This window comes from Dickeya aquatica (assembly GCF_900095885.1).
GTDB classification, from domain to species: Bacteria; Pseudomonadota; Gammaproteobacteria; order Enterobacterales; family Enterobacteriaceae; genus Dickeya; species Dickeya aquatica.
On the sequence record NZ_LT615367.1, the window covers coordinates 862,760 to 876,700 of the forward strand.

General features: G+C 53.7%; 12 protein-coding genes. 7 read left to right on the forward strand and 5 right to left on the reverse strand.

Annotated features, from left to right (window positions below):
- The first annotated feature begins 39 nt into the window (after nucleotides 1-39).
- Nucleotides 40-1,314 carry a glycosyltransferase gene (locus tag DAQ1742_RS03915; RefSeq protein ID WP_180706234.1) on the forward strand — a complete coding sequence of 425 codons (1,275 nt, stop codon included), beginning with the start codon at nucleotides 40-42 and terminating at the stop codon, nucleotides 1,312-1,314.
- Between the two features lie 49 nt (nucleotides 1,315-1,363).
- On the opposite strand, the gene DAQ1742_RS03920 is transcribed toward DAQ1742_RS03915, so the two are convergent.
- Complete coding sequence (locus tag DAQ1742_RS03920; RefSeq protein WP_071604057.1) at nucleotides 1,364-1,690, reverse strand: helix-turn-helix domain-containing protein; 327 nt, start codon at nucleotides 1,688-1,690, stop codon at nucleotides 1,364-1,366.
- A gap of 276 nt (nucleotides 1,691-1,966) precedes the next feature.
- Here DAQ1742_RS03920 and DAQ1742_RS03925 point away from each other — a divergent pair, with 276 nt between their 5' ends.
- From DAQ1742_RS03925 to cysM, 4 genes are all read left to right on the forward strand, one after another.
- On the forward strand, nucleotides 1,967-2,644 hold the full coding sequence (locus DAQ1742_RS03925) for a helix-turn-helix transcriptional regulator (RefSeq protein ID WP_145916154.1): 678 nt from the start codon (nucleotides 1,967-1,969) through the stop codon (nucleotides 2,642-2,644).
- Between the two features lie 30 nt (nucleotides 2,645-2,674).
- Nucleotides 2,675-3,982 carry a purine-cytosine permease family protein gene (locus DAQ1742_RS03930; protein WP_067486599.1) on the forward strand — a complete coding sequence of 436 codons (1,308 nt, stop codon included), beginning with the start codon at nucleotides 2,675-2,677 and terminating at the stop codon, nucleotides 3,980-3,982.
- 173 nt (nucleotides 3,983-4,155) lie between these two features.
- The gene (locus DAQ1742_RS03935) at nucleotides 4,156-5,055 is read left to right on the forward strand and encodes a Dyp-type peroxidase (protein ID WP_035340046.1); all 900 of its coding nucleotides are present in this window, start codon (nucleotides 4,156-4,158) and stop codon (nucleotides 5,053-5,055) included.
- 81 nt (nucleotides 5,056-5,136) lie between these two features.
- On the forward strand, nucleotides 5,137-6,018 hold the full coding sequence (gene cysM, locus DAQ1742_RS03940; protein ID WP_035340049.1) for a cysteine synthase CysM: 882 nt from the start codon (nucleotides 5,137-5,139) through the stop codon (nucleotides 6,016-6,018).
- A 13-nt stretch (nucleotides 6,019-6,031) separates the two neighbouring features.
- On the opposite strand, the gene DAQ1742_RS03945 is transcribed toward cysM, so the two are convergent.
- Together DAQ1742_RS03945 and DAQ1742_RS03950 are read right to left on the reverse strand one after the other, a co-directional pair.
- Nucleotides 6,032-7,981: a MacB family efflux pump subunit gene (locus tag DAQ1742_RS03945; protein WP_035345748.1), complete on the reverse strand. Its 1,950-nt coding sequence runs from the start codon at nucleotides 7,979-7,981 to the stop codon at nucleotides 6,032-6,034.
- 3 nt (nucleotides 7,982-7,984) lie between these two features.
- Nucleotides 7,985-9,199, reverse strand: a complete 1,215-nt coding sequence (locus DAQ1742_RS03950; RefSeq protein ID WP_051124009.1) for an efflux RND transporter periplasmic adaptor subunit — start codon at nucleotides 9,197-9,199, stop codon at nucleotides 7,985-7,987.
- A gap of 244 nt (nucleotides 9,200-9,443) precedes the next feature.
- Here DAQ1742_RS03950 and DAQ1742_RS03955 point away from each other — a divergent pair, with 244 nt between their 5' ends.
- Together DAQ1742_RS03955 and DAQ1742_RS03960 are read left to right on the forward strand one after the other, a co-directional pair.
- Complete coding sequence (locus tag DAQ1742_RS03955) at nucleotides 9,444-10,124, forward strand: response regulator transcription factor (RefSeq protein ID WP_035340051.1); 681 nt, start codon at nucleotides 9,444-9,446, stop codon at nucleotides 10,122-10,124.
- Between the two features lie 2 nt (nucleotides 10,125-10,126).
- Nucleotides 10,127-11,536: a sensor histidine kinase gene (locus DAQ1742_RS03960; protein ID WP_035340053.1), complete on the forward strand. Its 1,410-nt coding sequence runs from the start codon at nucleotides 10,127-10,129 to the stop codon at nucleotides 11,534-11,536.
- Between the two features lie 105 nt (nucleotides 11,537-11,641).
- Here the strand turns inward: DAQ1742_RS03960 and crr are convergent, their stop codons facing one another.
- Entirely contained in the window at nucleotides 11,642-12,151 is a 510-nt protein-coding gene (gene crr, locus DAQ1742_RS03965) for a PTS glucose transporter subunit IIA (RefSeq protein WP_035340055.1), read from the reverse strand.
- Nucleotides 12,152-12,192: 41 nt separating this feature from the next.
- The gene (ptsI, locus tag DAQ1742_RS03970; RefSeq protein WP_035340057.1) at nucleotides 12,193-13,920 is read right to left on the reverse strand and encodes a phosphoenolpyruvate-protein phosphotransferase PtsI; all 1,728 of its coding nucleotides are present in this window, start codon (nucleotides 13,918-13,920) and stop codon (nucleotides 12,193-12,195) included.
- Between the last annotated feature and the right edge of the window lie 21 nt (nucleotides 13,921-13,941).

Below are 13,941 nucleotides of genomic sequence, written 5' to 3' on the forward strand. Positions count from 1 at the left end.
CTGAGAGCGTTCACCGGGAGTCATTCATAAGGAGCTGAGATGTCTCATGTTTTAATCGCTTCGGTGGCAACACCGGGGCACGTTTATCCCATGTTAACGATTGCGCGTCATTTGGTAACGCAAGGTCATCAGGTGACGCTGTTTAGCGGTGTACTGTTCCGTGAGCAGGCGCTGGCAGCCGGGTTAGGGTTCGTGGCGTTTGAACCCGAGATAGACTTTGATTACCGTTTTCTGGAGCGTCATTTTCCCGAGCGCGCCATACTGCCGCCGGGACACGCCCAGATGGCGCTGGCGCTGCGTGGTTTTTTTTCCGGCCCTATCCCGGTGCTCGATAGACAGCTACAGCAGATTCTGGCCCAGAATGCGATTGATGTGGTGATGGTCGGCAACTGTTTTTATGGCATTTTACCCTTGCTGGCGCGACGTTCACGCCCGCCGGTTATTGGTATTGGGGTGACGCCGTTATCCTTTTCTACCCGAGATGCCATTTTTTATGGCCCGCGCATTCCGCCAGCGTTATTGCCGCCAGAGCTAACCCGCGAACAACTGATTGATGCACCAACCCGAGAGCTGATTGATGGGGTGAAGGCTGCGTTTGATAAGGCGATGGTGGCGTCAGGACAACAGCCGTTAGATAAACCGCATACCGATGCGCTAATCGGAGGGTGCGATCGTTTCTTGCAGCTCTCAACGACAGAGCTGGAGTATCCGCGTGATGATTTGCCACCCAGCGTGCGTTTTGTCGGCCCATTGCCACTGAATGTCAGTGATGTGGAGACTGATAACACCATGTGGCCTGGGCAAGATACGCGGCCACTGGTTATCGTGTCACAGGGCACGCTGGCGAATGTCGATTTACAACAATTGATAGGCCCAACGCTACGCGCGCTGGCCCATTTCCCGGTGCGGGTACTCGCCACAACGGGGGGGCGGTCGGTTGCGTCGCTGGCCGATTCCGTGCCGGAAAATGCCCGGGTATGCCGTTTTGTTTCCCTGGAGCATTGGCTTCCTCAGGCTGCGTTACTGATAACCAATGGCGGATACGGTTCGCTAAATGCGGCGTTATCTCACGGGGTACCGTTGATTGTGGCAGGCACCGGGGAAGATAAATCAGAGACGGCGGCCCGGGTTGTGTTGGCGGGCTGTGGGCTTAATCTGGCGACCAGTACCCCGAGTGAGTCGCAAATTGCACAGGCTGTGCAACGTATCCTCGCTCATCCTATCTACACTCACCGGGCTCGCTGGATACAGGAAGATTGCGCTCGCCATGATGCACTGGCCGCCATTGCTCAAGAGGTGGCGGCATTGGGTTAACGTGATTGGCTGATGTATGCGCAAGCCGTCGCCGTGATAACGGTGGCGGCTACGTCAGGTAGCTATCGGGTTGATATTGTGACTCATCTGACGATAAAGCCTGTGATTTATAAAGCGTACCGCGCATCAACTTTTTGCGATCAAGGAGTGTATTGGTTTGCGGATCGTAATAACGGCTTGGCCATATTTCTTCAGGTTTTACCCCCAGAGCATGGGCGATTAGCCATTCCCCTTTTGGCCAGGGGCGATAGAGGGCGTTTGCCAGCGTGGTAGAGCTTAGACCTGCTTGTCGTGATACCGCAGAGAGCGAGGTTCCTTTCTTCCTTAATGCAGCAATAATATCGGCAGTATGCCAATCCGTTCTCCTTGATCGCATATTCTATCCTCGGTAGCTATGGCTGGTTGCTATTTTTTGTGACAGGCTTTTACTATTACACACTTTTATAGGTAAAAAATACTCTTGAATTAAATTTCATTTGATGATTTTGGCGATATGATGTTTTTGAAGTGAGTGAGCAGTAGTGTTTTATGTTGACTGTTTTTTTATGATTTATTTAAAGTGTTAAATTACGACTTGAATTAATTATCTTGATAATTATTTTGATTTGTTTTTTCTTGCACCAAATACTTTATGCACAGGGTATCGTTTGCCATGACTGATTCGCAGACTTATCTTCGTTCGTTTATTCCCTTTCTGAATGGGTTAAATGAACCGTGGGGAATTAAAGACCTCAATTCCCGTCATGTTTATATGAATATGCCAGCATACGGTTACACCAATACCCCTGCCAGTTTCGATATTGAAGGGCGTTTTGATGAAGAGTTTCCAATAGCATGGGCGGAGTTATCTGATGAATTTATCGAACACGACCGCCGCACGGAAGCGTGTGCTGAACGCGTGACGGTGATTGAAACACACTATTGGTTTGGCAAATCCGAACTGTCTCCCTTTATCAGTGAAAAAATCCCTCTGTTTACACCTGAAAAAGAGTGCGTCGGTATTTTATGGAACGCCCGGCCAATGGGAACGCTGTCTCCACTGATCCATATTCACAAGCGTAAGCCTTCAATATTGAAAACTGACGTAACAAGCCGCCTGTTTACCCGTGCTGAACTGGATACGTTATTTCTGATGCTGCGTCGTTTTTCCAGTAAGGAAATTGCCCGCCAGTTCAACCTTTCCAGCCGTACCATCGAAAATAGAATCCAAAGTATGTACCAGAAAGCCGGGGTGAACTCGTTTAGCCAGTTTGAGGAGTTCTGTTATCAGCAGGGGTTGGACAGCTTTATTCCACAGTCGCTGCTGACGAAGGGAATTTTATTTATCTGACAAGAACCTCAATGACAAGGAAACGCTGTCATGGCAAGTATTGATGATTATCCGGTTAGCCGGGTGCCGGATTCGGCCCGGTTGCCGTTTTTTAACGTAGCGCTGGTGCATATTGGTATGTTGACGGCATTGGATCAGTTCATGCTGGGCGCGGTACTCGGCCACGGGATGAGCTCTGGTGATGCGTTTTTGGCCATTGCTATCGGCAGCGCCATTTTTGGTGTGGCTACGCTGGGGCTTGGATATGCCGGAATGAAAGAGGGGCTTTCCGGCAGTTTACTGGCGCGCTGGTGCGGTTTTGGCCGGTTGGGCGCGGTACTTATCGGTGCCATTATTGCCATCAGTTTGCTGGGATGGTTCGGTGTGCAGAATGCAGTGTTTGCCCGCTCACTGAATTACGCACTGGGCGACCGGCTGGGGTTCGGCGTTGCCGCAACGCTTTCTGGCTGTGCGTTAACGCTGCTGGTCACGTTTGGTTTTCGCGCGCTGCGCTATACCGCCAGAATTGCCGTGCCGCTGTTTATCATGGTGGTCGGTTATATTTCGGTGATGACATTGAGTGGCCATAGCCTTGCCGCATTGTGGCAAACAGCGGCTTCAGGTGAGGCGATTACGGTGAGTGCCGGGGCGACGATGGTGGTTGGCGGCTGTATTGTCGCAAGCCTCATCACACCGGATATGACGCGCTATTCCCGGCAGGGCAAGCATGTGATGTGGATAACTTTGCTGTCTATCATCATCGGCGAGTTCTTCGTCAACGGGCTGGCAATGTTGATTGCCCGGGCACTGAATACGGCGGATATCGTGACCATCATGTCACAGACCGCCGGGGGTATCGGGTTGATAACCGTGATTTTCTCCACGCTGCGAATTAATGACATTAACCTCTACTCCTCTTCGCTGGGTATTGCCAATGCTGTTGAAGGTATTACGGGTAAAAAGCTTCGTTATCAATCCATTACGCTATTGATTGGCCTGGTAGGCACGTTCCTGTCGGTGATAGGCATCTTAGACCGCTTTGTGGATTTTCTGACCTGGCTTGGCGTGTTTTTCCCGCCCATAATCGGGGTGATGCTGGTGGATTATTATCTGTTGCGCACCAGCCGTCGTTTGCTTGATGACAGCCGTCAGCAAGGAACATTGCCGGAGGAGAAGCAAACGCCCGCCATCGGCTGGATGGCTATCGTGGCAAGCCTGGTCGGCAGTGGTGTCGGCATTGTGATTGAGTGGGGGATCCCGGCGCTGAATTCTCTGCTCGCGGCCAGCGTGCTTTACGCGCTGTCAGGCCTCATGGCTCCGGCAAGAAAGGCAAACGCACCACGCACACAGGCGATATAGCATCACACTCATAGCGGGGGGCAGAAAAGCGGCTTTCTACCGTGGACAGTAAGGTTATCCTGTCATCGTCAACATCGTCTGATATTATGGGTGCCATTCATTCTGGAGGCGTGTGCGACACGCCTCTTCGTTCTCTTGATGACACTGCGCTGAGTAATGTGAGGAAGCCACTGATGACGCAAATTCAAAGCGGTATTTTGCTTGAGCATCGCCGTTTTGCCATTTTTATGGAGGCTATGGTACAGGGAGAATTTGATGCCATCCGCCAGGGGTGCAAAAAGTTTTGTCAGGCACTGACTGAGTTGCAGCAACGTTTCCCCGATGCCGGGCTGGGTGCGGTGATAGCGTTTGGCTATGACGTCTGGCGTGAGCTTGACTGCGATAACAGCGCGGTGGAGTTGAAACCCTTTACGCCGTTGGGGAACGGTCTGGCCCCGGCAACGCAACGCGATATGTTGATTCATATTCAATCGCTGCGCCACGACGTGAATTTCACTCTGGCGCAGGCGCTGCTGGCCGCCTTTGGTAACACCATCAATGTGGAAGAGGAAACCCACGGTTTTCGCTGGGTGGAAGACCGTGATCTGAGTGGTTTTGTCGATGGTACGGAAAACCCGCAGGGTGACGCGCGCCAGGCTGTTGCCATTATCCCCGAAGGCCAGCCAGGTGAAGGCGGCAGCTATGTGTTTGTGCAGCGCTGGGAACATAACCTGCGCCAGCTTAACCGCATGAGCGTGGAACAGCAGGAGCAGATGATTGGCCGCACCAAACAAGATAACGAAGAGCTTTCATCCGAGGTGCGGCCGGTAACGTCACACTTAAGCCGGGTTGACCTTAAAGAAGAGGGCAAGGGGCTGAAAATTTTGCGCCAGAGCCTGCCTTATGGCACTGCCAGCGGCAAACATGGCCTCTACTTTGCGGCCTACTGTGCCCGCCTTTACAACATTGAGCAGCAGTTACTGAGCATGTTCGGTGACCGCGACGGCAAGCGTGATGACATGCTGCGTTTTACCCGCGCGGTGAGCGGCAGCTACTTTTTTGCCCCTTCTCTTACCCGTCTGTTATCGCTATAACTGCAATAGATTTTTATTACTGTCAGGCACACGTTGTGGTGCCTGTTTTTTTGTGTGCGACAGGCGCACCGGGGAGAGCATGTGACCACACTCGAACACTGCGTTGGCAATACACCGCTGGTCAAATTGCAACGTTTGGCGTGCCATACCGGCAGCGACGTCTGGCTGAAACTTGAGGGCAATAATCCGGCCGGTTCGATAAAAGATCGCGCAGCGCTGTCGATGATAACCCAGGCGGAGCGACGCGCAGAGATAGCGCCGGGTGACAGACTGATTGAAGCCACCAGCGGTAATACCGGCATTGCGCTGGCGATGGTTGCGGCAATGAAGGGCTATCGTTTACGCCTGCTGATGCCGGATAACATGAGCCTGGAGCGGCAGGCGGCTATGCGGGCTTACGGGGCTGAGCTGGTGCTGGTCAGTCAGCAGCAGGGCATGGAGGGTGCGCGCGATCTGGCGGCATCCATGGCCGAAGCAGGTGAGGGGAAATTGTTGGATCAGTTCAATAACCCCGATAACCCTCTGGCGCATTTCACCACGACCGGGCCGGAAATTTGGCGGCAGACCGGTGGACAAGTCAGCCATTTTGTTTCTTGTATGGGCACCACTGGTACCATAACCGGCGTGAGCCGTTACCTGAAACACCAGAATCCAGCGGTGTATACCGTTGGTTTGCAGCCGCAGGCCGGTAGCCAAATCCCCGGTATCCGGCGCTGGCAACCGGCCTACATGCCCGGTATTTTTCAGCCACAACTGGTTGACAGGATTATGGATATCTCACAGCAGGACGCGGAAACCACGTTGCGGCAACTGGCGCGTGAGGAAGGGATATTTTGCGGTGTCAGCTCCGGTGGGGCCGTTGCCGGGGCGCTGCGTATCGCGGCGGAGTTCCCCGGTAGTCGCGTGGTCACGGTGATATGTGACCGGGGCGATCGCTATCTGTCTACCGGGGTTTTTGGGTGAAGATGGGGCGGGATTACTCCCGCTCCAGCGCCTGAATCGGCTGCAAATGCGCCGCCCGACGGGCCGGGAAAAAACCGAAAATCACACCAATCAGGCTTGAGCAGATAAAGGCCACTATCACCGAATCGGCCGAATAGATAAACGTCACCTCGCTCAGGTGGCTTGCCAGTGCGCCCGCCAGCAGTGACAGCCCCACGCCCAAGACACCACCGCACAGGCATACCAATACCGCTTCTATCAAAAATTGTTGCAGGATGTCGCTGGTGCGTGCTCCCACCGCCATGCGAACACCAATCTCCCGGGTACGTTCTGTGACCGACACCAGCATGATATTCATCACCCCGATCCCGCCAACGATGAGCGAAATCAGCGCAATGGCTGAAACCAGCAACGTCATGGTGGCGGTGGTCTGGCGAATCGTCTGACGGATGCTGTCAGTGTTCATAATGAAAAAGTCTTTATTGCCGTGCTGGCGGGTCAGGATCTCGGTTATACCTTGTTCTGCAATGCCAAGGTCGATGTTGTCATTGACGCGTACCGTAATGCTGCGCAGATATGACTGGCCGACCATTCGCCGCATGACCGTGGTGTAAGGTAGCCACACATTGAGGTTTTCATCACTGCCAAAACCTGATTGCTTGCGCGTAGCGACGCCCACTATCCGGCAGGGGAGCGAGCCTGCAAAGATGACCTGGCCTATCGGGTCTTCACCGGGGGCAAACAGGGTGTCGCGGGTGTTTTGGTCAATCACCGCCTCTTGAGCGAGCGGTGCAACACGGTGTGGTGAGAAACCCAGCCCTTCATTCAGGGTGTACCCTCGCACGCTAAAAAATTGCTCGCCAACGCCACTGACACTGGCTGAAACCGCCTTGTTGCGGTAGCGCAGGGTTACCGAGGTGGCAACCGTGGGGGTGACACTGTGGATGTAGGGTTGCTGTGCAATCGGGAGTAAGTCGCTGGATCGCAGTGTTTGCACCGCAGCAGAGCGCATATCACCAAACGCTTTACCAGGAAAAATCTCCAGTGTGCTGGTACCCATCGCACTAATACTGTTGAGCACTTGCTGTTGTGAGCCTTGCCCTAACGCCACCACTGATACCACCGAGGCAATACCGATAATGATGCCGAGCATGGTCAGAAAAGTGCGCATCCGGCGGGCATTCATGGCCCGCAGCGCCATCTTAAAAGCGCTCTGTAGCCGTTCGTAGCCCTGATACCGTGCGCTAACGGCGGGCTGATGTGTGCTGACCGGTCGCACCGTGGTGGCAGGCGCTGGGCTTACCGGGGTATCCGCCACGATGTGGCCATCATGAAGTTCGATAATACGCCCGGCCACGCGTGCGATATTCATGTCGTGCGTGACGATAATCACCGTGTGTCCTTGCTGATGCAGTTCACGCAGAATGGACAATACCGCCTGACCATTGGCGCTGTCGAGCGCGCCGGTCGGCTCGTCAGCCAAAATAACCTGCCCGCCGTTCATCAGTGCTCTGGCAATACTCACCCGCTGCTGCTGCCCGCCGGATAATTTACCCGGCGCATCATGCTGGCGCTCTGCCAGCCCCAGTCGCGCCAGTAGTGCGCTGGCGCGTTGCTGGCGCAGATGCCGGGGCTGACCGGCATAAATCGCGGGCATGGCGACGTTATCGCCGACGTTCAGATCATTAAGTAAATGGTAACGCTGGAAGATAAAACCAAAGTGTTCGCGGCGTAGTGCGGCAAGCTTATCGTCATTGAGCGTCAACGTGGAGATACCGGCTACCTGATAATCCCCCTGTGTCGGTTTATCAAGACAGCCCAATATATTCATCAAGGTCGATTTTCCCGAACCGGAGGCCCCGACGATGGCCACCATTTCACCGGCATGAAGGGTCAAATTGATGTCATTGAGCACATCGGTGCGCTGCTGGCCGTTGAGAAAACTGCGGTGCACCTGGTGCAGTACGAGTAACGGTGTGCTCATCATTCACAACCCCATCGGTGGCGGCGGCAGGTTACGGTTACTGTTGCCTGCGCTGCTGCGCTGGCTTATGACCACCCGCTCCCCGGCAGAGATGCCGCTTGTCACCTGAATATAGGCGTTGTCGCTAATGCCAGTAATGACTTCGCGCGGTATCGGTGCCCCGCCTTCAGGTACTACCTGCACAAAGGTTTTCCCCTGACGGTACAGCAAGGCACTCACCGGCACCACCTGCGCGTGTTTCGCTTCTGACAACAGAATGTACACCTGAGCGGTCATGGAGATACGCAGCCTCTCATCAGGGTTATCGACATCAAACAGGCCGTTGTAGTAGATGGCGCTCCCGGTCGTACTGCTGGAACTGCTATTACTGCTGGCTGAGCTGCTACTGCTGGTGCTGCTGTCGGTACTGAGGGATTCCGGTGCCGGTTTGATAGCGCGCAACACGCCCTGATAACGCGTATGCGGGTCACCCAGAATGGTGAACCACACGGGCATACCGGTTTTGATATGAACGACATCGGCTTCCGATATTTTTGCTTCAACCGTCATGGTTTTCAGATTGGCGACTTTGGCGATAGTCGGGGCACTTTGTACCGCGTTCACCGTCTGACCTTGCTCAACCGGTAGCGCCACAATCGTCCCGTCCATCGGTGAAACAATGTGGGTGTAGCCAAGGTTGACCTGTGCGGTGTTGACGGCAATGCTGGCCCGCACTATCTGGGCATCAAGGGCGACGACATCGGCTTGCGTGGCCTCCAGTGTGGATTTGGCACTGTCATAATCGGCCTGAATACCGAGTCCTTTTTGCTGCAAGATCTGCTGACGTTGCCAGTTACGCCGATCATTGCGCAAGGTTGCCAGCCGCGAGGCCCGCTGCGCCTGAATATTCTCCAGGGCGGCGTTGCTGTCACGCAGCGCATTTTGTTGGGTCATGTCGTCGATTTCAGCCAGTAGCTGGCCTTTTTTAACTGCGTCACCCAGTGACACTCGCAGGGTTTTTATCTGCCCGGAAACCTGAGCCCCGACACTGACCAGCTTTTGTGCCGTCACCGTGCCATCTGCCAGCACCGTTTGCTGGAGGTCACGGATATCAACCGGGGCGGTGATATAGTCAGGGGGCGGAGCTGCGCGAAACCGGGGAAGCAGCATATACAGGGTGGCGGCCACAAAGCCAGCCAACACCCACCAGCGCAGGGAGCGGGAGAATCGTCTTGTCAAAACAGCAGCGTCCTTGTCTGAATAAACACATCGCACCACGAAATAACGCCACTGACAGCCTCATCGGCATCGATTGATGCGTGCGCGATGCAATGGCGTGGGCTACTTCGCATAATTTACCCGGCCTGATATCACAAAGGGGTTATGTTTTGTGCAGTGAAAGGTAAGGATTCCGTAAATGGGGCTGCGCATATTGCGACCAGCCCTGACAATAGGGGCGGTAACAATGTATGGGAATAAATGCATGAAGATTTTACTGGTAGATGATGATGCCGAACTGGGACACATGCTGTGTGAATACCTGACAGCAGAGGGGTTTAGCACATCACAGGTGATGACCGGCAAAGAAGGGGTGGCGGGGGCGCTCTCTGAACAGTACACCGCGATGATTCTGGATATTATGCTACCGGATATGAGCGGCATTGATGTGTTGCGGCAGATACGCCGCAACTGCTCGATTCCCGTCATCATGCTGACCGCTAAAGGGGATAATATCGACAGGGTTATCGGGCTGGAAATGGGGGCCGATGATTATGTTCCCAAACCGTGTTACCCACGCGAACTGGTCGCACGTTTACGTGCGGTGCTACGTCGTTATGAAGATAAACCGGAAAAGGCAGAAGAAACCGGCACGGTGAGTTATGGCGATCTGGTGGTTTGCCCGTCAACCCGTAGCAGTGAATGGCGCGGTAAGGCTTTTGATCTGACCGCATCAGAGTTTAACTTGCTGGAGTTGTTGATGCGATCATCCGAGCGGGTCGTCACTAAAGATGAGCTATCAGAGAAGTGCCTGGGCCGCCGCCGTGAAGCGTATGATCGCAGTGTGGACGTCCACATCAGTAATATTCGCCAGAAGCTGGCTGCGCTTGATGGCTGTAACCTGGCTATCGAGACGGTGCGCAGCGTCGGATACCGGATCCGCTAATCATGCACGGTCGGTTGTTCTGGAAAGTGCTGATCGGTCTGTGGCTGACGTTTTTTGTCATTTCACAACTGCTGTGGGTTGGCTTCTCGCTGTATGGCGGGCGTAACGATCCGCCTGAATTCCGTTTGGGAAAACATACCATTTCGCTGCAAATGGCGCTGGCAACACAGGCGTTGCGTCAAGGGGGGATGGCGGAGCTTGGGCGGACGCTGTCAACCTGGCCCCAAAGCGAGCAGGGCTATATCAACGTGGCCATTATCGGAGATAACGAGGATATCAGCGGCTCTGATACGCGGTTACCGCCCCCGGATACACCTGACAGGCCCGTCTTCGGCCCGCCGGAATTTGGCCCGCTGGCGGGAGAGAGGGAGCGCCCGGCGTGGCATCATGAAGCGGTGCAACAGGTGGTGGAAGGGCCTGATGGGCAGCGTTACCGCGTCAGCTTTAATACCGCTCGCTGGCGGCAGGATCTGATGCCGGACAATAACCGCCCCGGCCAGATACCGTTTTTTTTGCATCTGCCACCGCCGACAGTCTGGATTGGCGGGCTGGGGGGGTTGTTGTTTAGCGCCATGCTGGCCTGGAATCTGGCGCGTCCGTTAAGCCAGCTACGTGCTGGTTTCGAGCAGGTGTCTCGCGGCGATTTAGCCGTGCGCATCTACCCGGCAATGCGCCGCCGTCACGATGAAATTGCAGATGTCGCCCGTGATTTTGACGCCATGGTGGAGCGCCTCGCGGTGCTGGTTGGTGCGCGTGAGCAACTGCTGCATGACGTGTCACATGAGCTGCGATCGCCGCTGGCGCGTTTGCAACTGGCGATCGGGCTGGCGCGTCAAAACCCGGATAACGTTGAAAGTGCACTTCAGCGCATGGAGCGTGAAGCACAACGTATGGACAAGATGATCGGTGAAGTGCTGACGTTATCACGCGCCGAAAATCATGCGCTGAATAACGAAGAGTATTTCGATCTGCTCGGTCTGGTTAATGCCGTGGTCAACGATGCCCGCTATGAAGCACAGGTGCCGGGTGTGGAGATCGATCTCAATAGCGGGGGATTTGATGATTATACCGTTAAAGGCTCCGCAGAGCTGATGCGTCACGCACTGGACAACATTATTCGCAATGCCCTGCGGTTTTCCTCTCGCGGTCAGCAGGTTCTGGTGTCGCTGTCACGGGATGAAAAAGAGTGGTGCATTGGCGTTGCTGATAGCGGGCCGGGCGTGGAAGCCAGCAAATTGTCGAGTATTTTTGACCCCTTTATGCGGATTGATTCGCCCAAAAGTGGCAAAGGTTATGGGCTGGGTCTTGCGATAGCGCGTAAAGCGGTGTCGGCACACGGTGGGCGTATTGAAGCAGAAAACCGCACTCAGGGTGGGTTACTTATTCGCCTTTGCATTCCGCGCTGGCAATAAGTACACGGCGGGACGGATAGAAATACAGAAATAAAGCGGGTGAGTAAACGCACAATAAAAAACGGTGCCAGTGGGCACCGTTTTCGTTGTCAGCTAACGTGGGGCTTATTTCTTGATGCGGATAACCGGGGTTTCACCCACGACAACCACACCCGTCAGCTTGGTCAATTCTTTGATTTCATCCATGTTGGAGATGACCACTGGCGTCAGCGTAGATTTGGCTTTTTCTTCCAGCAACGCCAGATCAAACTCGATCACCACGTCGCCTTTTTTCACGCGCTGCCCTTCTTCTGCAATGCGTTTAAAGCCTTCGCCTTTCAGCTCAACGGTATCAATACCGAAGTGCACAAAAAGCTCAATACCACTGTCTGATTCAATGGAAAAAGCATGGTTGGTTTCGAAGATTTTACCGATGGTGCCATCGACCGGTGCCACCATTTTGTTACCGCTTGGTTTGATGGCGATACCGTCACCCACGATTTTCTCTGCGAATACCACATCAGGTACGTCTTCGATGTTGACGATTTCACCGGATAACGGGGCAATGATTTCGATGCTGCCGGTTTCTTTCTTATCGTCAGAAACCAGAGATTTCAGTTTATCGAACAAACCCATGATTTTCTCCTAAGCATTAATATTGGGTCAGCACAGCGGTATCAGCAAAGCGTCTTTTCTTTAATGAACCGGCTTACCAGACTGCTTAACTCTTCTGCCGTCGGCTGGGCTAATGCCTGCTCCGCCAGCGCTTTCGCATCTTCGTAATTGGCATTACGAATAATTTTTTTAATGCGAGGAATCGAGATGGCACTCATGCTGAACTCATCCAGACCCATCCCCAGCAGCAGTAGTGTAGCACGTTCGTCACCCGCGAGCTCGCCGCACATCCCTGTCCATTTACCTTCGGCGTGTGATGCGTCAATCACCTGTTTAATCAGGGTTAACACGGCCGGAGACATGGGGTTATAGAGATGAGAAATCAGCTCGTTCCCGCGATCTACTGCCAGAGTATACTGGGTTAAGTCATTTGTCCCAATACTAAAGAAGTCAACTTCCTTCGCCAGATGATGGGCGATAGCCGCCGCCGCAGGCGTTTCTACCATGACACCGACTTCAATCGTCTCATCAAAGGCTTTACCTTCTGCACGCAGCTGTGCTTTCAGCATTTCCAGCTCTGCTTTCAGCGTACGCACTTCTTCAACCGAAATGATCATCGGGAACATGATGCGCAGTTTACCAAACGCAGAGGCGCGTAAAATCGCACGTAACTGGGCATGCAAAATTTCTTTACGATCAAGACAGATACGGATCGCACGCCAGCCGAGGAACGGGTTTTCTTCTTTCGGCAGGTTCATGTACGGCAGGTCTTTATCACCACCGATATCCATGGTACGGACGATAACAGCCTGAGCCCCTACCGCTTCAGCTACCGCTTTGTATGCCTGGAACTGTTCGTCTTCAGTCGGCAGAGCGTCGCGATCCATAAACAGGAATTCGGTACGGTACAGGCCAACACCTTCGGCACCATTACGCTCAGCACCCGCGACGTCACGCACGGTACCAATGTTGGCACAGACTTCAACTTCGTGACCATCCAGCGTGATGGCTGGCAGATCTTTGAGTTTGGTCAGTTCGTGTTTTTCGGTGTTGTACTGCTCCTGAATGGCCTTGAGCTGGTCAATGGTGGCCAAATCCGGGTTTTGATAAATGGTGTTATTAACGCCATCCAGAATCAGGTAATCGCCGTTCTGAATTTTCTGGGTTGCATCGGTGGTGCCGACAATCGCCGGTAACTCCAGCGAGCGCGCCATAATCGAGGTATGGGACGTCCGGCCACCGATGTCGGTAATGAAGCCCAGCACTTTGTTCAGGTTTAACTGTGCGGTTTCAGACGGCGTTAAATCTTTGGCGATCAGGATAACCTCGTCCTGAATATCACCCAGATCGACAATATGCATGCCCAGTATGTTTTTCAGCAGGCGCTTGCCGATATCGCGCATGTCTGCTGCGCGCTCTTTCAGGTACTCGTCATCCAGTTCTTCCAGCGCTTTCGCCTGGGTTTCGATAACGGAAAACGCCGCTGCATCGGCTGATGCATGGTCGTCTTTAATCAGGGAGATGATTTCCTGCTCGAATTCTTCATCTTCAAGCAGCATGATGTGCCCTTCGAAGATGGCTTCTTTTTCTGGCCCTAGCGTTTCAGCGGCTTTTTTCTTGATAACTTCCAACTGCTGAGCGGCTTTTGTCCGCCCGCTCAGGAAACGTTCGATTTCCGCGTTGACCTGATCCGCAGAGATTTTTTTCCGGTTGAGGACAATCTCATCATCTTTCAGTAACAGCGCCTTACCAAAAGCAATTCCCGGTGATACCAATATGCCTGAAATCATAACCCTACCTTACTTGATTCT